The organism is Candidatus Bathyarchaeota archaeon, from assembly GCA_026014805.1.
In the GTDB taxonomy this organism is placed as follows: Archaea; Thermoproteota; Bathyarchaeia; order Bathyarchaeales; family SOJC01; genus JAGLZW01.
Map to the genome: position 1 here is coordinate 1 of JAOZHR010000005.1, position 19763 is coordinate 19763.

The 19763-nt window shown below is 41.8% G+C and carries 20 protein-coding genes, 2 tRNA genes and 1 CRISPR repeat array; of the genes, 11 read left to right on the forward strand and 11 right to left on the reverse strand.

Annotated features, from left to right (window positions below; all coding sequences use genetic code 11):
* Positions 1–780: ribose 1,5-bisphosphate isomerase (locus tag NWE91_01130; GenBank protein MCW3985007.1), on the reverse strand; the 780-nt coding region annotated here is incomplete at its 3' end.
* Between the two features lie 197 nt (positions 781–977).
* Here NWE91_01130 and NWE91_01135 point away from each other — a divergent pair.
* Complete coding sequence (locus NWE91_01135; protein ID MCW3985008.1) at positions 978–1385, forward strand: hypothetical protein; 408 nt, start codon at positions 978–980, stop codon at positions 1383–1385.
* A gap of 524 nt (positions 1386–1909) precedes the next feature.
* Positions 1910–2725 (forward strand): hypothetical protein, encoded by an 816-nt coding sequence (locus tag NWE91_01140; GenBank protein ID MCW3985009.1) that lies wholly within the window; start codon positions 1910–1912, stop codon positions 2723–2725.
* A gap of 62 nt (positions 2726–2787) precedes the next feature.
* Here NWE91_01140 and NWE91_01145 read toward each other — a convergent pair whose 3' ends face one another.
* A complete protein-coding gene (locus NWE91_01145; protein MCW3985010.1) occupies positions 2788–3354 on the reverse strand; it encodes a hypothetical protein in 567 nt (188 codons plus the stop codon).
* A gap of 267 nt (positions 3355–3621) precedes the next feature.
* Between NWE91_01145 and NWE91_01150 the strand changes: the two genes are divergently transcribed.
* Positions 3622–5604 (forward strand): acetoacetate--CoA ligase, encoded by a 1983-nt coding sequence (locus NWE91_01150; protein ID MCW3985011.1) that lies wholly within the window; start codon positions 3622–3624, stop codon positions 5602–5604.
* A gap of 24 nt (positions 5605–5628) precedes the next feature.
* Here the strand turns inward: NWE91_01150 and NWE91_01155 are convergent, their stop codons facing one another.
* From NWE91_01155 to NWE91_01165, 3 genes are all read right to left on the reverse strand, one after another.
* Complete coding sequence (locus NWE91_01155) at positions 5629–6234, reverse strand: biotin/lipoyl-binding protein (GenBank protein MCW3985012.1); 606 nt, start codon at positions 6232–6234, stop codon at positions 5629–5631.
* Positions 6197–7714: an acetyl-CoA carboxylase biotin carboxylase subunit gene (gene accC, locus NWE91_01160; protein ID MCW3985013.1), complete on the reverse strand. Its 1518-nt coding sequence runs from the start codon at positions 7712–7714 to the stop codon at positions 6197–6199. Before accC ends, NWE91_01155 begins: the two co-directional genes overlap by 38 nt.
* A 331-nt stretch (positions 7715–8045) precedes the next feature.
* Positions 8046–8130 (reverse strand) — tRNA-Leu (locus tag NWE91_01165).
* A gap of 102 nt (positions 8131–8232) precedes the next feature.
* Between NWE91_01165 and NWE91_01170 the strand changes: the two genes are divergently transcribed.
* Both NWE91_01170 and NWE91_01175 read left to right on the forward strand, forming a co-directional pair.
* A tRNA-Thr gene (locus NWE91_01170) sits at positions 8233–8306 on the forward strand.
* Between the two features lie 65 nt (positions 8307–8371).
* The gene (locus NWE91_01175; GenBank protein ID MCW3985014.1) at positions 8372–8944 is read left to right on the forward strand and encodes a hypothetical protein; all 573 of its coding nucleotides are present in this window, start codon (positions 8372–8374) and stop codon (positions 8942–8944) included.
* A 54-nt stretch (positions 8945–8998) separates the two neighbouring features.
* Here the strand turns inward: NWE91_01175 and NWE91_01180 are convergent, their stop codons facing one another.
* The gene (locus NWE91_01180; protein ID MCW3985015.1) at positions 8999–9898 is read right to left on the reverse strand and encodes a radical SAM protein; all 900 of its coding nucleotides are present in this window, start codon (positions 9896–9898) and stop codon (positions 8999–9001) included.
* A gap of 180 nt (positions 9899–10078) precedes the next feature.
* On the opposite strand from NWE91_01180, the gene NWE91_01185 reads away from it, so the two are divergent.
* From NWE91_01185 to NWE91_01195, 3 genes are all read left to right on the forward strand, one after another.
* Positions 10079–10771, forward strand: coding sequence for a hypothetical protein (locus NWE91_01185; GenBank protein MCW3985016.1), 693 nt, complete (start codon positions 10079–10081; stop codon positions 10769–10771).
* A gap of 2 nt (positions 10772–10773) precedes the next feature.
* Positions 10774–11463, forward strand: a complete 690-nt coding sequence (gene rpiA, locus NWE91_01190) for a ribose 5-phosphate isomerase A (protein MCW3985017.1) — start codon at positions 10774–10776, stop codon at positions 11461–11463.
* A gap of 354 nt (positions 11464–11817) precedes the next feature.
* On the forward strand, positions 11818–12174 hold the full coding sequence (locus tag NWE91_01195) for a hypothetical protein (protein MCW3985018.1): 357 nt from the start codon (positions 11818–11820) through the stop codon (positions 12172–12174).
* A gap of 53 nt (positions 12175–12227) precedes the next feature.
* Here NWE91_01195 and NWE91_01200 read toward each other — a convergent pair whose 3' ends face one another.
* Positions 12228–12383 (reverse strand): hypothetical protein, encoded by a 156-nt coding sequence (locus tag NWE91_01200; GenBank protein MCW3985019.1) that lies wholly within the window; start codon positions 12381–12383, stop codon positions 12228–12230.
* The gene (locus NWE91_01205; protein MCW3985020.1) at positions 12376–12654 is read right to left on the reverse strand and encodes a hypothetical protein; all 279 of its coding nucleotides are present in this window, start codon (positions 12652–12654) and stop codon (positions 12376–12378) included. Before NWE91_01205 ends, NWE91_01200 begins: the two co-directional genes overlap by 8 nt.
* 127 nt (positions 12655–12781) lie before the next feature.
* Between NWE91_01205 and NWE91_01210 the strand changes: the two genes are divergently transcribed.
* The 3 genes from NWE91_01210 to NWE91_01220 all read left to right on the forward strand — a co-directional run bounded on the left by NWE91_01210 (position 12782) and on the right by NWE91_01220 (position 16034).
* Entirely contained in the window at positions 12782–12937 is a 156-nt protein-coding gene (locus NWE91_01210) for an AbrB/MazE/SpoVT family DNA-binding domain-containing protein (protein MCW3985021.1), read from the forward strand.
* 1122 nt (positions 12938–14059) lie between these two features.
* A CRISPR array of direct repeats spans positions 14060–14571; the repeat unit is 26 nt; unit sequence ATAACAGCATTTCTGGAAACAACATA.
* Positions 14572–14673: 102 nt separating this feature from the next.
* On the forward strand, positions 14674–15294 hold the full coding sequence (locus NWE91_01215) for a hypothetical protein (protein ID MCW3985022.1): 621 nt from the start codon (positions 14674–14676) through the stop codon (positions 15292–15294).
* A gap of 236 nt (positions 15295–15530) precedes the next feature.
* The gene (locus NWE91_01220; GenBank protein ID MCW3985023.1) at positions 15531–16034 is read left to right on the forward strand and encodes an emp24/gp25L/p24 family protein; all 504 of its coding nucleotides are present in this window, start codon (positions 15531–15533) and stop codon (positions 16032–16034) included.
* A 50-nt stretch (positions 16035–16084) separates the two neighbouring features.
* Here NWE91_01220 and NWE91_01225 read toward each other — a convergent pair whose 3' ends face one another.
* The 3 genes from NWE91_01225 to topA form a co-directional block, all read right to left on the reverse strand.
* A complete protein-coding gene (locus NWE91_01225) occupies positions 16085–16291 on the reverse strand; it encodes a hypothetical protein (protein MCW3985024.1) in 207 nt (68 codons plus the stop codon).
* 23 nt (positions 16292–16314) lie between these two features.
* Positions 16315–17466, reverse strand: a complete 1152-nt coding sequence (locus NWE91_01230) for a tyrosine-type recombinase/integrase (protein MCW3985025.1) — start codon at positions 17464–17466, stop codon at positions 16315–16317.
* Positions 17467–17602: 136 nt separating this feature from the next.
* The gene (topA, locus tag NWE91_01235; protein MCW3985026.1) at positions 17603–19714 is read right to left on the reverse strand and encodes a DNA topoisomerase I; all 2112 of its coding nucleotides are present in this window, start codon (positions 19712–19714) and stop codon (positions 17603–17605) included.
* Between the last annotated feature and the right edge of the window lie 49 nt (positions 19715–19763).

Genomic DNA, 19763 nt, shown 5'->3' on the forward strand with positions numbered 1-19763 from the left:
AACTTCTGAAGAATTACGCTCTTCTATCTTCACAAGCTGCCCTAGCATAGTTTCTGGACTGAACTTGTAAGTTTCTGCAGCAACAAAGAATAGAACTCTTGATTCATGTGCAGCCAAAGCCACCATCGAAGTTCCGATCTTGTTTACAACAGCACCATTAGCGGCTACTGCATCAGCTCCAACAATCGCCTTGTCCATTTTTGCCATAAAAAAGTGAGCCGCTCCGTCAACAATTAACGAGGTAGGTATTCCAATGTCACTCAACGCTTTAGCAGTTATCCTTCCTTGAAAGCGAGGTCTCGTTTCACATACAAAAACTTTGAAGTGCTTGCCTTGACTAAAGGCTGTTTTAAGCACCGCCGTGACTACAGCGCTGTTGCAGTGGGTTACGATTAAATCGCCGTCCTCTACTCGCCTAGCACCGATTTCACCAATGCGTTTCACGGCTTTCATTGAATTTTGAATGAAATCTGTCGCGGTCTTCAGAACAATTTGTCGCAAGTCTTCCAATTCTACCTCTTTTTTTTGAGCTTCCCTAACTCTAAACATAATGTAGCGTATGCTATTCGGTAATGATACTGCTGTTGGCCGCGTGTTTAGAAGGAGTTTTGCTGAGACCTCAAGTTCCTTAACCAAAGTTGAAGACTTCTTAGCTGTAGACTGTTGAGCTGTTATAAGTAGCGCTTCAGCAGCGGACCTTGCAATTTTTCCTGCGCCACGTATTTTCATTCTTTTCATGTCGCGAGCGATTTCATTGACTTTCTCATTAGCTTTTAGCATTTCTTCTCAAACTATGTTAACAACGTCTGGAAAAAAGCTTTGCTGCGTTGCCATTCACGTTCCTTGAGCGATTAACGAGGTTCGCTGAATTGTGTGCACCACTCTCTTAAAAACTCAAAAACCAGCTATGCACATTAGTTTTATGCGTAAGATTTATAATGAGTTAGCAATGATAACTAAAGTTTTGTGGGTTTAAAATGGAAACGGACGAGATAGCAAGATATGCGTACATCGCCTTCCTTGTCATAGCAATCGTAGCGGGTCTAGCAGTCGGCTTCATGGCCTTTGGCGTACATGCAGACGGTGGCTTTGATGAAACTGGAGTCGCGGATACCAACGGCTATGTCATCCTAATCATGCTAATCCTAGGAATCATCATCGGTCTGACAAGCATTACTATGAAAGAGGTCACTCCATTCCTTATAGCAACAATTGCCCTGATGGTTGCTGCTACTGGAGGAGTCTGGTCTCCGCTGCTAAAAATCGAAGTATTGCAAGTGTTCTATTACATTGCCACAGCGGTCACAACCTATATCGCAGCTTTCGCAGCTCCAGCCGCAGTCATAATTGCAATTAAAGCTGTCTTAGCTATGACAAAAGACTGAATGCGCGCAAAACCCCCCCAATTTTTCTTTTTTTTTATTTCAGTTTTTCATACGCACTGATTTTGAACCAACGATCTTTACTTAGAAATATATGCGCACATATCCATTTAAAAGACGGAGAAGTAGAACAGAGGCCCTTCCTGTTTAGACTATTAGGTTATTCGCTTTTCTTTCTAGTTGAGTTTGATGGAGTAGCATGAACTCTGAAAGACGCCGATTTGTTCTTGCAGCATGATGTGGATACTTGGGGGGCTCAGAAAAAAGGACTGTTGAGAAAACTCGTGAACGTGTCGAAGCTACAATAAACTTGCGGAAAATATACTTCTAAAAACGTTGATTATAGATACTGCACTTCTTTCTGTTGTTGTCGTCCTTGTAGTTTTACTGATAAAGAGAAAAGGAAAACAATGGTCATATACCACTTATGAAGCAACAATAGAACAACTACCGCCCTCTTTCGAGTCTAGAAAACATTAAAAAGGTCAAAGTAATTTCTAAGATTGTGATTTCTTGTGGGAAACATATTGAATGAGTTGAAGGTTAACCCGCTGAGTTATGTTGAAAATCTCGAGTCACCTGTCGGCATTTACCTTAGAAGAGTCATATTTGAGAAGGAAACTAGAACTGACATTGTCCTAAAGAGACAACTGTATGAGAAAATTGTTACTGAGCAGTCAGCAGATGGAAGTTGGGACCAAATATTTGTTCACACAGCCAACAATCTTTGGAATCTTGCTCTCCTAGGCTACGGTGCAAAAGATATAAGCGTCAAAAAAGGGCTGGAGTGGCTTTTTTCAATTCAGAAACATCAATATAAAGGCTATCAAGGTTTTTTCCTCTCAAGCAACAGAAAAGATGCACGTGTGATGCGTTCAACATTTTATGGAGAATTTGGGCCAGGCTGTACGATTTTTTATCAAACGACCTATGCGGTTCACTTGTTTCATATATTTGGTTTTGACAATAATAAGCAAGTCCAAACCACCGTGAAATCATATCTTCAGTTCTGGAGACCTAACTGGTGTGGTTCGTGGTGCACAATTAACGTGTTGCGCATGTTAATCGAGCATCCGTTAAGCATTGACTCCCAACAAGTTGAGAGTGGCGTGAAATATCTAGCGAAGCGACAGACAAAAATGGGGGCTTGGAAAGGTTTTCCTTTCTATCACACATTTCATGCTTTATCCAGAATGCATCATGTCTTAGCAAAGAAGCAGCTTAAGAAGGCGTTTCCGTTAGTTGTTAGGAGACAGAATCAAGATGGAAGTTGGGGTAGAAAAGAGCGGGAGACTGAAACTTTTTTGGTTCTAGACGCTCTGAGGAACTCTGGTTTCATCTGACAGAAACATTGCTATAATTGTAGCCACAAAAATTCTGCCCTCCTCAATAATATTACAGAAAATCAGACGATGCTTTCTTTTTCAAGTCCACGCAGGCGCTTCTGATGTTCCACCTGCATCCTATTCCAATTGCACACTAGCGTTGCTTCTCCAAAGTTGAGATAATACCTTTTTTGGTAATATACACCGCCAACTGCCCCATCGACGTACCATTCGCCGCCCAAGCTGATTCTACCACTCTCAACACCGCGAGAAACCTTCAACACAAGAGCGTCACTTCTCTGTCGCCTTGTTGCAGGGTGATAGTAATCCACAATCTTCTCACCAACTTGAATACCATTCTTAAAGACAGGGACGACTTCGAAGCTGCCGGGTTTGGGTACGTTGATTCTATAAGAAGTTTCGTGGCGACACTCAAAACAATGGAGACGGATAATCTCGTATTTCTTGTCGTGGCGCAGCTCAAAATTATATTCATGACACTTTGGACAGCCAGTTGCGGCGACGGTTTGAAGAGCAGTGTTATTTGCACTAGCCCACTTTAAGTATTGAGCTTCAGGTGAAAATCCGTTTTCCAGATCCTTAAAGGCAAACCACCTGTGTTTTCGTGGTCGTCCACGTTGTGTCATAGTTCTCAAGATATAACTGGGGGTTCTTGCTTTTTTTGCTTTCCCTAAAATGCACAACAATCACTGTAGGAGAAAAATACAGGATACAGTCACTACTAAGCGTGCTTGAGATAATGCTTGGTGGGCGCTGCGCTCGAAATCAAGGCACAACATGATTATGCGCGCGTGTGGGAACAATTATAGTTCATAGCACTAATATCGCAAACCTTATTTTAATAGTAATATAGTTTCTCGTGAAAACTTCACGCAGAGAGGTTAGCAAGAAAGATGAGAGAACCACTTTGGACCGCTTCCAACGCACGCATGAAAGAGGCTAACATAACACGGTTTATCAGTTTTGTCAATAAAAAACACAGCCTCAAAATCGATTCCTATGATCAATTGTATAGATGGTCGATAGAAAACGTATTTGATTTCTGGGCAGCCATGTGGAATTTTGGGGAGATGAAAGCTTCTCGAAGATATGAGCGGGTAGTGGATGACTTGAACAAGTTCCCTGGCGCAAGGTGGTTTGTCGGCGCGGAATTAAATTTTGCCGAGAACCTTCTAAGATATAGAGATGATCATATAGCTTTCGTATTCAAAGGGGAAACCAAGAAATCAACCAGAATGACCTATGCAGAACTATACGATTCTGTAGCACGTTTGGCAAAATCACTACGCGAAATAGGTGTTGCCATTGGGGACCGCGTAGCTGCGTATATGTCTAACCTCATGGAAACCGCCATCGCGATGCTTGCGGTTACAAGTATAGGTGCTATCTGGTCTTCTTGTGGTACTGAACTGGGTCCAAAAGCAGTCCTTGACCGTTTTGGCCAAATCGAGCCCAAAGTTTTGTTCACTACTGATGGATACTACTACAAGGGGAAGAAGTTCAGCGTTTTGTTGAATGCTGCGGAAGTCACAAAAGGAATATCCTCACTAGAGAAAACCATTGTAATTCCTTATACTGAAGAAAAACCTGATATTAGTTCTATTTCCAACTCTGTGCTTTTCAATGAATTTATATCTCAAGGTGACCAACGAGAGATTCAATTTGAACAGCTGCCTTTTGATCACCCTGCATATATTATGTTTTCCTCGGGCACAACAGGTAAGCCAAAGTGTATGGTTCAAGGAGCCGGCGGCGTTCTTATCAATCATCTAAAAGAACTAATACTTCATACGGATCTAAGACACAATGATAGGATATTCTACATAACAACCCCCAGTTGGATGATGTGGAATTGGTTACTAAGCTCTTTGGCTGTAGGAGCCACCATAGTGTTGTACGATGGCAATCCCATCTACCCAGATTGGCGCACTATGTGGCGATTAGTTCAAGATGAAAGAATAACCATATTTGGTTGCAGTGCGAGTTATATCAATTACCTCAAAAACATGGACGTTAGACCAGCTGAGACTTTTGATTTGTCATCATTACGAGAGATGTCTCAAACTGGTTCACCCCTTTCAGCTGAGGGATTTGAATATGTTTACCATGAGATCAAAGAAGACTTGCACTTTAATTCTATTGCGGGAGGCACAGATATTAATGGTTGTTTTGCTGCTGGGACTCCAATCCAGCCTGTATATGCTGGTGAACTACAGGGTCCAGCTTTAGGAATGAACGTGAAAGCATATGATGAAAATGGTAATCACGTAGTTGATCAACAGGCAGAACTTGTTTGTGAAGCTCCCGCTCCATCAATGCCACTTTTTTTCTGGAACGACGTCAATTACGACAAGTATAGAGATGCCTACTTCAATGTTTATCCAAATGTTTGGCGACATGGTGATTGGATTCTAATCCATAGCGATACCGGTGGAATAACTTTCTTAGGTCGCTCTGATTTCACCTTAAAACCATCTGGAGTGCGCATAGGGCCATCTGAAATATATAATGTTGTGGAAAGATTAGGGGAAATCGCTGACAGCCTAGTTGTAGGACAAGATTGGAAAGGAGATCAACGCATTATCCTCTTTGTTAAACTCGCGTTGAGAACCTCTCAATTGACAGAGGATCTGAAAAATGAGGTAAGAAAAGCCTTGCGCGAAAAGGCTTCTCCTAGACATGTTCCAGCCTTAATTGTTAGAGCACCCGATATTCCGTACACTTTCAACATGAAGAAAGTTGAGAGTGCAGTCTCAAATATAGCAAATGGTAGGCCAGTCACCAATAGAGACGCGTTAGTTAATCCGGAATCGCTAGATTTCTATGAAAAATTCTTTTTGAGCTTCAAAAAGAATAGTGCAACATTAGATGGTTAAAAAGAACTGAACTATAAAACACAATTAGGATTCACTAATTGTGACCAAGATTTCCCCTAGGGTTACAGCTGCGCCTTCAGAAACCTTAACCTCTTTAACAATCCCGCTCACTTGCGAAACAATTTCATTTTCCATTTTCATCGACTCCAAAACAAGCAAAACGTCTCCCACATGCACTCGGTCTCCTGTCTTAACTCTGAGTAGAACAACCTTTCCAGGCATGCAGGCGGATACAACACTCTTATCCAAGGTCTGAGTTTTAATAACCTTCTTTTCAACTGCAGGCAAATTGAGTCTAAATGCTTGCGAAATAACTTGGCTCTTGTTTTTCATCTGCGCTGAGTAAGAGACGCCATCAACCTTAACAGTAATAGACGTACCTACGCCATCACTATTTAATTCCACTCTGTACGGCTTTCCACCAACATTTATGAAAAAAGGTTTACCGTAACAGATGTCCTCTGAAAGTTCCACTATGATTGACTTGCCGTCAACCTCCACTTCAAAGGTGGGTTCCTTTCCTAAATCTGGCAATTTGACCTTGCGTGGTTTTTTGTCGATAAGAAGATTGTATTCGGTCAATTTAGACGCTCTACCTAAAGGCTTCAAGTTCACAATATCTTTTTCCAAAAACCCTCCATTGCGACTTCGTAGCGATTTTTCTGTTAGGAATAACAGCGCGCACAGATTTGCTTTTATGCATTGAGAAGTTTAGGGCCACAACTAAAGCCGCAACATCTTCACTTTCTACCTCTCTTTCTAATATGAAACTTCCTATTCTGTCTTTCATGAAACCAGTGTGGATTTGACCTTCAATAAAATGTTTATCATCCATGATTTTTCTATGCAGTGGGATAGTAGTTTCAATACCTTCGATTTGATATTCTGCGAGAGCGTTTCTCATGCGTTGTATGGCTTCTTTGCGACTTTTGTCCCAAACAGCCAGTTTGGCTACTAATGAATCGTAGAACACGGGTATGGTGTAGCCTGCGTACAGGGCGCTATCCACTCTGACTCCAGGGCCTCCAGGTGCACGATATCTTGTTATAGTGCCAGGGCAGGGCAAGAAATCTTTATTCGGGTCTTCTGCGTTGATTCTGCAGTTTATGGCATGTCCACTGATTGTAATATCTTCTTGTTTGTATTGCAGCGGTTCTCCAGCGGCTATTCGAATCTGTTCCTTAACTATGTCAATCCCTGAAACCATCTCAGTTATAAGGTGTTCAACTTGCAAGCGCGTGTTCATTTCCAAAAAGTAAAATTTGTCTTCTTCATCAACTAGAAACTCAACGGTTCCAGCGTTGGTGTAGTTTACAGCTTTCGCTGCCCGTGTAGCTGCTTCTCCCATGGTTTTTCGCAGTTTATCGGTCATCACGGGAGACGGTGTTTCCTCTATGAGTTTTTGATACTTCCGCTGGATAGAGCATTCTCGTTCGCCGATATGGACAATATTGCCCTTTTTGTCGGTGAGTATCTGAAATTCGATGTGACTTGGATTCGCCAACCACTTTTCAATGTAGACATGGGAGCTTCCAAAGGAAGCCTCTGCCTCTACTCGTGCTAATTCAAAGGCTTTGTCAATGTCATGCTTGTGCTTGACGACGCGCATGCCTCGTCCTCCTCCGCCATAAACCGCTTTTATGATTATTGGGTAACCGAGTTTTTCAGCAGCTTCTTTTGCATCGCTTACGTTTTTAATTGTATCCATGACTCCTGGAATAACCGGCAATCCAGCTTTTTCCATTGTCTTGCGTGCCACAACTTTGTTGCCCATTTTCTCTAGAACTCTGCTGGTTGGTCCGATGAATTCCATGTTGTTTCTTTCGCAGGCTTCAGCAAATTTCGGTATCTGGGCCAAGAAGCCGTACCCAGGATGAATAGCTTCGGACGCGGATTTTTTGGCGGCCTGTATGATTTTTTCGATGTTTAGATAGCTTTGGGCTGGCTGTGCGGGTCCAATGAAGTGGGGTTCGTCGGCGAGTTTTACATGAAGCGATTCCTTGTCAGCTTCAGAATATATTCCGACGGTTCTGATGTTGAGTTCTTTGCCTGCTCTTATTATGCGCAGTGCAATCTCGGATCGGTTGGCGATTAAGATCTTTTTGAACATTCCGGTTTCTCCTTCTCTTCTTTGCGTGTGTGCATAAAATATGTTATGCCATTACATGTGCAATTCTCATGGAAGACTTTGACAGGTAGGTTATTTTCGATAAGATGTGGGCAACGCAGCTTTCGGCAAAGGGCTGGGTTGAGTAGTAAAAGTTGTTTTGGAACGTTATTGAATTGATCTCGCAAGCGCAAAGGTTTGATCGAGAGTGATCTGGACGAGAGAAGCAAATCGAATTAAGCCAGCTTCCTTGGTTAATAACTGTGTTGGAGAAACGATCCGATTGTTTCGAAAGCACTCCATATACATGCGGTGCTAGGAGTCTGTTAAAAAGTGCGGGGGGTGGGATTTGAACCCACGAACGCCTACGCGACAAGGTCCTAAGCCTTGCTCCTTTGACCAGGCTCGGAGACCCCCGCTTAAACAGCAATCCAAAAGATTGAAACTGTATATAAACGTAAACGTTCAGTTTTTCGAAATCCTTTAAAACTGTTGAAAAGTAATTGTCTTAAATGATGTGTGCCTCGGTGGCCTAGCTCGGTAGGGCATCGCCTTGGTAAGGCGGCGGTCGCGGGTTCAAATCCCGCCCGAGGCTTCTGTTTCTGAAATATGTAAGGACCCGCAATTATCTCTATATTTCTCTGTTCGTGAGTATTAATCATGCGCTCCATAACCGTTCTAACAATCAACGGAGAGTCTGAAAACGAGATAGACCTAGTCAAGATTGTTGAGGATGCAAGAACCTATTTTCCGTCGGAAACATGGGACGACATTAAATACCTCGGGAAACTCAGTTTGGAGTACGATGTTAAGATAGCATTAAATAGAGAATCTTTTGCGGCTTTCCTTTTTGAAAAGCTGATTGAGAGAATTGGGAAAATAAATAGCTCCGATAGATTGATGAGCCTTTTGTTGGGAATAACACTAGATCCAATAGTGGCTGTGCACTATTTTTTTGATGGAGAAAACTTCAAGAAAACAGTTTATCTTGTTCACGATTATGTGGCTGAAAAGGTTGGAGTTGTGTCTCTTTTCCAAGTGGATAATGAGTCTTCAAGAAAAGTAGTGGCTCACGGGTTAGGCCATAACAAAGGTCTACGGCATCATATGGAGCCAATTGACCTTATGTATTCTGAGTTTTTGCGATTCCCTAGATTGCAAGTAGAAGGGTTTTGTAAGGTTTGCCTGCGTAAGTTGACAGAAGGTCAGACGGGCATGTCAGATTTAAAATAAGTACTGCGCCAACAAAAAGTGTTATAGAGCGAAGAGAGTTGCGTTTTTCCCTTTCTAAAAAATTCCATATATCTGATCTGGTGCGAGAATGTCGGGGAATTTCTTTCTTAACTTTAAACGAGTGGAATAGCACAGGTGGCATTCGTCAACGTAGCCTTCTTCATGTTCAACGTGGTGTTCTCTAACAAGTTCAGCTGGTCCTCCCTTTAGAATTGGTGCACATATGGGATGCTTTTCTGGGTTAAATTTGGCGAACAATTTCGGCAGTGGGTTTTGCTTCATATTTCCTATTGTGATGCCTTGACAGACGTGGGCATAGCCAAAGGGGTCGATGTGGACTCGGCTTTGATTAGAAAAATCTTCGTCTAGGCATTTGCTAAATTCTGTCCAAGGCTTTCTTGGTAATCCTTCTACGAGTTTTTCAACCGCTCGACCTTTAAACAACACTCTGCCTTCGACAACTGGCTTGCCTTTCCACTCAATTTCCTTCAAGTATTTCTTTGGGTCTTCTATGATAATCTTGCCAACCGGTAAGCCAAGGTCCTTGGCGGCTTCGTAAGCGTATTTAGCAAGGTTCTCCTCTGTTTCGCCGGAATGATAGGTGTCGTCGCTTATGGACAAATCGGAAATGCCAATCTCCGAAATTGGGGTGAGCCATTCTTTTGCATCTTCAACTGATGTAGCCCAGTAAGTGTTTGTGACTATACCCGTTTTGAAACCATATTCTTTTGCTGTGCGTAAGCCCCAAAGCATAGCTTGATAGTAGAGGAAAGGTTCACCGCCCTCAAAATATATCCACTTAATATTCCCAACCTGTTTTGCCTCTTTGAGAATTTCGTGTATATCTGAAATCTTCATTACACCTTTTGCGTCGGGACAACTGTAAACGAAACAGTGGTCACACTCGAAATTGCATTGATAAGTTTGAAGAAGATGTAACCCAGTTATTGCCATAATTTTATTTTTGGAGGCTTGGAGCATTTAGCTTTTTTGTGACGGTAAAACATAGGTGCTCAGCGAGTTTTTCACTATTTTAACGAAAAAGCTATAGGGGTTTATACATTAAATTAGACAAGTTCTTTGAAAGAATAAGCTCTATATATAACGTGACAGCAACATGATGAGGGGACTGTAGTGAGCTTTGAAGAGCTCTTGCCATATATGCTAGCCTTAATCGTAACACCAATCGCAGTCCTCATCGTCCTTTACGCCACGAAACTTAGAAAAAAGGAAGAAAATTCGGAACTTTCTCCAAAGCTAGAGGCTGCAGAAAGATGGCGCTATAGAGTTCAACGAAGCATCTCTTTGGGCAACGCAAAAGAGGCCAACGAAGAGCTGAGAACCTTAAGTTTGGAAAGAGAGATTTTAAGCGATGCTATACGCCGTCTTTACGAAGCCCACGCCGAAGGAAAAATAACTGAAGAGGAGCGCGAACGGCTGGCCAAGAGATACAAATCGAGAATGATGAACGTCAAGGAAGCCATCGCAGAAAGCGAGTCAGTTGTGGCGCTTCATGAATTAGAGGCAATGCAGGAAGATTTGATTAGCCTATTCGATGAACGATTCGACGAATTAAATGCCAAAATTGAAACTTTACGTTCACGAGTTGGGTTGGAAACAGAGGAATCAATCATTCCCACCTCTATACCTGTACAAATTGAAGCGAAGCCCCTTGAAAAGGCATCTGCAAGAAAGACAAAAAAGGAAAAAACTTCGCGAAAGCCTCAGAAACCTCGTAAGACAGCAGCGGAGGAAAGAATAGAGAAAATCCGCGCGGAGGTGGAAAAAGTTTTAGATCGCCTTGAACAGATGGAGGTTGAGACCTAAGTTTGGATTGGCGAGAAAACGCCAAAAAGATGGCGGCCATAAACGCAGTTAAACACGTTGAAGACGGGTTTATTGTGGGCTTAGGAAGTGGGACAACGGTTACTTACGCTTTTCAAGAAATTGGTAAGAGAATACACGAAGAGAAACTGCACATTTATGGGGTTCCTACATCCTATCAAGCTTTCCTGCTAGCTGTACAAAACAGTATTCCCGTAACCACACTGGACGAACATCACCAACTCGACATAGCAATAGATGGTGCAGACCAAGTGGATGAAAAGCTTAATATGATTAAAGGCGTAGGCGGGGCGTTAACTCGAGAAAAAATAGTGGCGTCTGCATCAAAAATGAACGTTATCATAGTTGACGAGACAAAGTTGACAAAGAAACTGGGCGTTAATCAACCTGTTCCAGTCGAGGTTTTGCCTTTCGGTATGTCCACCATAGCAAAAAAATTGCGCATATTGGGCAGCAAATCTATTCTGCGTGAGGCGGAAAAGAAACTTGGTCCTGTGGTGACGGACAACGGAAATTTCATCCTTGATGTAGATTTCGGGCCAATTGACAACCCAAAAGAGTTGAACCGAACGTTAAAGGCTATCCCTGGAATAGTTGAAACTGGTCTGTTCGTGGGGATGGCAGACGTTGTTTATGTTGGTGGAAGAGAAGCTGTTCAGAAGCTTGAAAAGTAGTATGGCTGTCTGGTTGTAAGGTTTTATTATTTCTCTGATAGTGAGGCTTCTGCAACCTCTCTCGCTTTTTTCCTGTAAAAGGATTGTTGATAATATTATATAATTAACTACAGTGTGACATAACTTTATTCTTTTTTGGGTTAGTATATGTTCATGAAATTTGCGGAGTACATCTAAGGGCCTAGAGAAACGTATAGACGCGCTTGAAAGCCTTCTCCGCCAGTACATTAATGGGAAGACAGAATAGTTCTAACGTTAGAAAAAAAGAAGGTGCTTGTTCTTCTATGAACCCAACAGAAATTTTCTCCAAAGCTTTTAAGCAAAAAATCGTAATCATACCACAAGTGAACCCATGTGATTAAAATAACTTATGAACCCTTCAAAGAGGTAGTAATCAAAGAGTACATAAGGTTTAAAAAAATCGAAGATTTGATTTACATATTCGCACAACTTAGAGCTGGAGGCGCACCGGCCTCCCTAAACTGGGCTAACGGTGTGGTGTTTGTGCACAGTCCATTGCCACCTGACACAGATGAATTAATGGAAGAGTTTCTAAAGGGGAAAATTTATTGGACAAATGTGAGTTATGCCATCATGCCTGAATATAAGGCAGTTTTGGAAACAAGAGAGAAGATTCCAGTGCCAGTAATCAGAGTGGATTCTAGTCCTATAATGAGACAAGTTGCAGAGTGGATAAAGCAACAAAAGTAATGCCTTTTGAAGCAGAATATGAAGCAAAAAAAGTGAGGGGTGTTGGCGAAAAGCTAGAGGCTTTTCATGAATTTGCTCTTAGAGAAGTCTTCCAGAATTTTGTCTACGAGTTGTTGAACGGTTAAGCCACGCTTCTTAGCTATCTTCTGTAACTTCGCATAGTCTTCACCGTCTAGTCTGATCCGTGTAAGGCCTTCTTTTTCACTCATGTCCCACACCAACCTTTTCAGCTTTCTCTATTGTAGATTCTACAAAAACAGAGAACCCGAGAGTCTTCTTCACTTTTTCGTCATGACCCCCACTGGCAACGCTGTAAACTTCTTCGAGAACACACAGCAGAATAGAGAACCGTTCTTTCTCTGTAACTCTTGTGAGAATGTCTTGGCCGTAGCTTAGTAGTATGCTGTTGCAGTCGTGGAAGCCTCTGAGATATTGTAGTTCTAAATTGTTTAGTAGGTCTTCAGCGTATTTTTGGTTCATGTTGTTCTTTCACCTTCTCCATTTTGTTTATCTCTAACGTAAGAAACTCTAAAAGTATTCCTACAATCTTCTATAGATACGCTTATATTTAAAACCATCCCTAAGTATCCAGTGAAAGGTTTTGACTATGCCTGTTAAGTTTGAGTTAAGCGTCATGCAAGTCGGAAACAGTTTGAGAATCACGATCCCCAAAGAAGTGTGCAAGCACTTTGACATAAAGAAAGGTGACGTTGTGGAGCTTTGGGTTGACAACAATCACATCATAGCAAAAAAGAAGGAATAGCAGTGAAATGTGAAGTATGCGGAAAAGAAGCGGAATGGGCAACAAAACAAGGCTTACTCTTACTCTGCAGTGATTGCTACGAAAAACAGAAAGGAGAAAAGAAGGAATAAATATGACTGACGAACTTTGCGTGTGGGCATACAAAATCTGAACATGGCGAGATTATATGGGTTAGACCTAAGAAAGAAGGTGGAAAGACACTTCAAAGATGGGTTGCGAAAGGACAAGGCATGTGCTCAAGGTGTTCTTGTGTGGAATTCAAAATGAAGGAAAAATCTCAACCACATATTAAAGAAAAAGAAAGGAAAAAGAGCGAGAGAAAGAAAGCACTCGCAAGGAGAGAAGGATCGCCACCTTCAGTACCTTCCCGAGAACGCTCATATATCTAAGAAAAGAAGGAATAGGCTTTCGGAATTGATTCCCAACCTACTTGTAAAGCCGTGGGGAACGCGTTCCCAACCTCTAAGGAAGAATAGCTTAAGTTCAAATGAACTGGAGCTATCGGAGGGGCAATCACGAGCTCTGTTGCTACATTATCAGAAAGTCTATGGGCACCTATAGACTTTTTAACATAATCACTTAGTGCCAAATGACGCTAACAGAGAGAATGTCTATACTTTTGCTGTTTTGTCTAGACATTCCATTAGAAGTTTAAACTTTTAACTAAAAAGGCTAAAGGTATTCTGCTTAAAAAATGAACTTTCTTCCATAAACGATAATTAGTTTAAACGGTATATTGCTACGTGTTGGGTTTAAGGATGAAGAGATCGCTTTCTGGAATAATGGTTATTCTTCTCTTAACAAGCACGTTAGCCTTGGCTTTTAGTATTCAACCTGTAGGAGCGACTGCAACTATTTACATTAGGGCTGATGGAAGCATAGACCCGCCGACTGCTCCTATTTCAACCGTTGACAATGTCACTTACACTTTTACTGATAACATTTACGAGTCGATTGTGGTGGAGAGAAGCAACATAACAATTGACGGCAATGGATGCACGGTTCAAGGCACAGGGGCTGCGCATTCAAAGGGGATAAGCCTTTCAGGCATTAATGTGACAGTCAAAAACACCAACATCAAAAACTTTGGTTATGGCATCTACCTCGATTATTATTCAAACTATAACAGCATTTCTGGAAACAACATAGCAAATAACTATGATGGCATCAGCCTCTTTGATTCTTCAAATAACAGCATTTCTGGAAACAACATAGCAAATAACTATGATGGCATCAGCCTCTTTGGTTCTTCAAATAACAGCATTTCTGGAAACAACATAACAGCAAACAAATGGTATGGTGTCCACCTCGATTATTATTCAAACTATAACAGCATTTCTGGAAACAACATAACAGCAAACACATCGTATGGTGTCCACCTCGAATATCATTCAAACTATAACAGCATTTCTGGAAACAACATAGCAAATAACTATGATGGCATATGGCTCTTTGGTTCTTCAAATAACAGCATTTCTGGAAACAACATAACAGCAAACAAATGGTATGGTGTCCACCTCGAATATTATTCAAACTATAACAGCATTTCTGGAAACAACATAACAGCAAACACATCGTATGGTGTCCACCTCGAATATCATTCAAACTATAACAGCATTTTCCATAACAACTTTGTCAACAACACCATCCAAATTTATTCCCACAACTCAGTGAATGTTTGGGATGATGGTTATCCTTCTGGCGGGAACTACTGGAGCGACTATGCGGGCATTGACGTGAAAAGTGGTCCAAATCAAGACCAGCTTGGAAGCGACGGGATAGGAGATACACCTTACGTTATTGATCTTAACAATCAAGACCGCTACCCGCTCATGAAGCCATATCCCTGGGATCCACACGACATAGGGATAACGAATCTGGACGTGTCAAAAACTGTTGTGGGACAGGGATACACTCTGAATGTCAACGTAACGATGTTCAACTACGGCAACAACACTGAATACTTAAATGTCACAGTGTACGCCAACACAACCATCATTCACACGTTTGAAAACATCATGCTTACAAGCAGAAACTATACAGCCATAACCTTCACGTGGAACACCACTGGCTTTGTTAGGGGCAACTACACCCTGAGCGCGGTGGCAGACACCGTTCCAGGCGAAACGGAAACAGCAGACAACACGTTCACAGACGACATTATTACAGTAACCATTCCAGGCGACGTTGACGGAGACCGTGACGTAGACATTTTTGACATCGTACTTATGGCGGGGATCTATGGCACAACCGAGGAAGACCCGCAGTTCATAGCTAACTGTGACATCGATGGTGATGGAGACATAGACATCTACGACATAGTAGCCGCTGCTGGAAACTACGGAGAAAGCTGGTAGTTATAAGCAATCTGTAAGGTTTAGCTATGTCTTATGCGTGTGCTCGTTTTCTACTTTATCCATGTAATGTAGAACGAGAGGGGTTTCAAATGATGTTTTGTTTACCTACTGAATAGTCCGTTATATAGTGGTGGTCTTGTAGTAAAAACACAAAAACTACTTTTTGACAGTTTCTCCAAAGTCTTCATGCACGTCAGAAGAACATTTATTCTATAATAGTGGAATAATGTTAATTGATGCTGACCAAAAAGAAATACGCATTGAGCTTGCTGATTTCTGCTGGACTGATTATCTTTGTTTCTGGAGCTTATCTTGCTTTCTTTTGGATGAAAGGAACTGTAGGAATAGGGGATTATAATGTTAAAGGAGGAGCTACGCTAGTACTATCTTGGTATCTTCAAGAAGGTGACAGGACTGAAGGTGGATTCGCGGTTAGCGGTGGAAACGAAGAGATAATATTCCACATCAAAAATCCTTCTGGAGTGATAATATATAATGCTGGGATTGTGAAAACCCAGCTTTGGTACGGTTTCACAGCAGAAAATTCTGGAATATATAGTTTTTATTTTGAGAATCAGGAATACTCCAGCCAAAAGATAGTACATGCAAGTTTTAACTCGCCCTATGAACCCAGGCTTACCGTTTATGATATATGGGGCTTATCGATGATGTTTGGAGGCTTAATGATTTTGGTTTATGGAATGAAAGGCATTGGAATTATATTCATTAAGAAGGATTGAGTCGCTACACGTAGGATGAGTATAGTAACTAGTTTCTTTATTCTGCCTTTTTAGTTTCCAAGTAGCTTTGCCTGATAGTCTCTCCATTGAGTCTTGACATAAGGTCCTGGGCTTTCTATGTCTGAAACTCCTACAAAGTCTCTCAGTGCGAATGGTGTGTTGAACACGTATTTTCCATAATAGCTTTCAGCTTGACACCAGAACCAATGACACCACTGGAGGTAACCTGGTAGTTGAAATGTAGCTAATAACTGCAAATTGTACTCCTTGGGAAACAGTGCTAACTTTGCTGTTTTTCCATACGCTCTAGGCGCTTCAGCAACTCCACATACTTCGCTTCCAACCCTGTGAGTGCCTGTCTTATTCCAGTGTTCTCAGCTAGCTGTTTCTTTAACTCTTCAATTTCTTTAGTTTGCTTCGCTAATACTTCTTCTGTCTCCGACGGCGTAGGCTGCTCTATCCGTAGAAATGGCATAGCCTTCTCTACATACTGCTTTCTATGATAGTCCGAGTCTTCGCTAAAATAGTGGATGTCAACGCCTAATGTATGTCCCATCCAGAAGTTTACGAAGTCGTTTCCTGCGTGTCCTGCCTGCTTTCTAAACCACTTTCTCAAGTTGTAAAGCCTTAATTGGCTCGGTTTTCCCCTAGCTTTCTGGCTAAATTCTATTGTTCCTTTTTCTTTCAGCTTCAGCAAGGCCCTTCTGAAAAGGTTGCTTGCGTTAGTTTTATTCATGGGTTTTTCGTGTCCATGTAAAGCAAAAACGTAGCTTTCAGGCGTTAGTTTTGTCCTTGTTTTTAAGTAGGCCTTCAAATACTCAATGGCTTCTTCTCCTATGAAAGTAAAGAAACCACGATATTTCCCCTTCGCTAATTCTCTAGGTACTGTAATCTTACATGGAATTTTCCCTTCTGCAAAATCGGGTTGCAGATGTTCAAGACATAATTCGCATATTGTTTGAGGCCTCAAACCACTTTGAGCCATAACTGTGAAAAACGCTCTTTCCCTAGGGCTGCTAATGCTGAGGATTTGAGCGATTTCTTCTTTTCTTATATCTCTGTTAGTGTATTCAACCCATGCTTTAGACATAGCAACGAGACCGAGAGGCAAATCACCGTATTTAAAAAAGCTCTTAACTGCCGCAGCTTTAACTATGACGCTGTTTCTTGCGTAGCCTTCTCTTCTAAGAAGAGCTATCCACGTTTTCAGCAACCTTGCATACTTACGTTTGAAGTCTCTATCTGTGCTGTTTTCGTACTCTGCTAATATCTGTGTTGGGCTTATCTCTATGAATTGGCAAAACTCTCTGAATGAATTGGTGTAAGCTCTTGCTGTGTTTTGGCTATCTGAATGGCTAAAGGATACGGTATCTATCCAAAGTTGCACAGGAGTTATTTTGTTAACGCTGATGTTACTCTTCAACTTAATCATGTAACCCATACACGTTGAAATATATAAAGATAACGCCAAAGTTAATTATTATTATTTAGATAATCTTTCCATGAAAGGTTTAAAGCCCTTTTCCACTAAGTTTCGATATGCCTTCTCGTGAAGCACGCAATAATCTCTATTTTCTGCTTTTTTGCAGCATATCTTGCATTTCAACACGTTTCTTCCTCCATTCTTTTTTCGGACAGATAGGGTTTAAGCATAAACTCCAAGGCTTTTTTCCTCTCCTAAAGACCATTATGGTTGGCCAACCACAGGTGTTACACGTTCTTCTCGTTGGTTTAACCATGCCACGCTGAGGGAGGGGAAAAGAAGTTTTGCAGCTGCTTTTGAAATAGTTCGTGCATCCGACGAAGCGCTTGCCAGTTTTGCGGGAGCGGAGAATTATGAGTTTACCTGTTTTACATGCGGGGCAGTCGCTGATTATGCGCTCTTGTAGTCTCGCTTGTCTAACAGCGTCGCTTAGGACTTGACCTATTGCTTCCTCTCGGTTTTTTAGTTCTTTCAAGACTGGTCTTAAACGATTAATGGCTTCTGCAAGGACATTTTCACGTTTCTCTTCATTCTTTTTAATACATCGCATTTTTTCTTCGAGTTCACGTGTCAGTTTAACTGAAACTACTGTGGGCGCGTGTTTTTGGAGAATTTCTGTAACGCTATGACCCAGTTCTGTTACTCTAATGCTTTCTTCTGTGATGTAGTTTCTGTTGTAGAGTGTTTGAATGATGTTTGCTCTTGTGGCTTTGGTGCCAATTTCCTCTTTTTCCATCTTTTTTAGGAGACTGCTAGGGTTGTAACGGGGTGGTGGTTTAGTGAATTTGTCTTCACGGATTACTTTGTTTACCCTAACTTCTTCACCTTCTTTGACGTCTGGAAGCTGAATTTCATCAGAGCGAACATATGGTTTGTAGAAGCGTATCCATCCCTCCTTGAGAATTTTGCGTCCAAACAGCAAAAACTGGTAGCCATTAACATCGATTTTAACCCTCATACTCTGTTTTTCAGCGGATTCACCGAACACTGCCATGAAGCGCTTCACAACTAGGTCCCAAAGCTTACGTTCAGAAGTATTCAGTTTGCGCTCTGGCAAGCTTCCTGTTGGGTAAACAGCTGGGTGTGCAGGATCTTCTTTCTTTCCTTCTTTTGGCTCCAATTTTTCAAAGCCAAGTAATTCTGAGGCTAGTTTTCGATAAACTGATTCTTTTCTCAGTCCAGCAAGGATAGATTTGTAATTTATTGTGGGCGGCAGTTTTTGGCTACTTGTTCTTGGATAAGAGATCAACGCGTTTAGATATAGACGTTCGGCTAGGCTTGCCGTTCTTCTCGGATTGTGTCCGAAAAGACAGTAAGCTTCGCTTTGCAATGTGCCTAGGTCAAAGGGAACTGGAGGGTTTTGCCTAAACACTTTTTCTTCGATTTTTGCTATTTCCCCTATCTTTCCCCTGCAAGCTTCAATAATGGCGTCTGCCTCGGCTTTATTTTCAATCTTCTTCTTTTCGTGTTTCACCTCGTAAAATTTGCTGTGTATTTCAACCTGGGCTTTAATAGTCCAATATGGTGAGGTGACGAAACGGGCGATAGAGTTCTCTCTTAGAACTAGAAACCTCAAAGTCGGACCTTGCACTCTGCCAGTGCTTAGGGTTGCATATCTACCGCTCGCTCGTTTTACTGCCGAAGTTAGTGCTCTCGAGAGGTTTATGCCATATAACCAATCTATTTCATGTCTTGCCTTCCCTGCTTCAATAAGGCTGAAATCGAGCGTCGGTGAACGGTGCTCGTAGGCTTGTTCCAGCTCGACATTTGTCAACGTGGAATATTTCATTCTTTCAGCAACATCTGCCTTGCCACAAGCATAGTTAAGGATGCTATAGCCAATCAGGCTGCCTTCCATGTCATAATCACAGGCATCTATAAATGTGTCAGCGTCAAGTGCAAGTCTAGAAATGGTTTCTATCCATACTTTGGTGCGTTGAGCGCGTTTCTCAGCTAAGTATCGGGGAGCCCACTTGAAACTGAAAACCGGATAAAGAGATTTCTTACCTTCTCTTTGGGTAACAGTGTAGAGATGTCCGAGGGCAGGAACGACAACAATCTTTCTATCTCTCTCAGCGACGAAATAGGGAACTCCTTTTTCTTTATACTTCTTTGGTTTGTTATTCTTGTCTAGAGCTTTTGCAATTCGTTCAGCAGCGACCGGTTTTTCAGCGACAATCAAGGTATGGTCTTTCATAGGGCTCCCTCAAAACTGAGGGATTTCTCTCACACAGTCAAGACTAAGT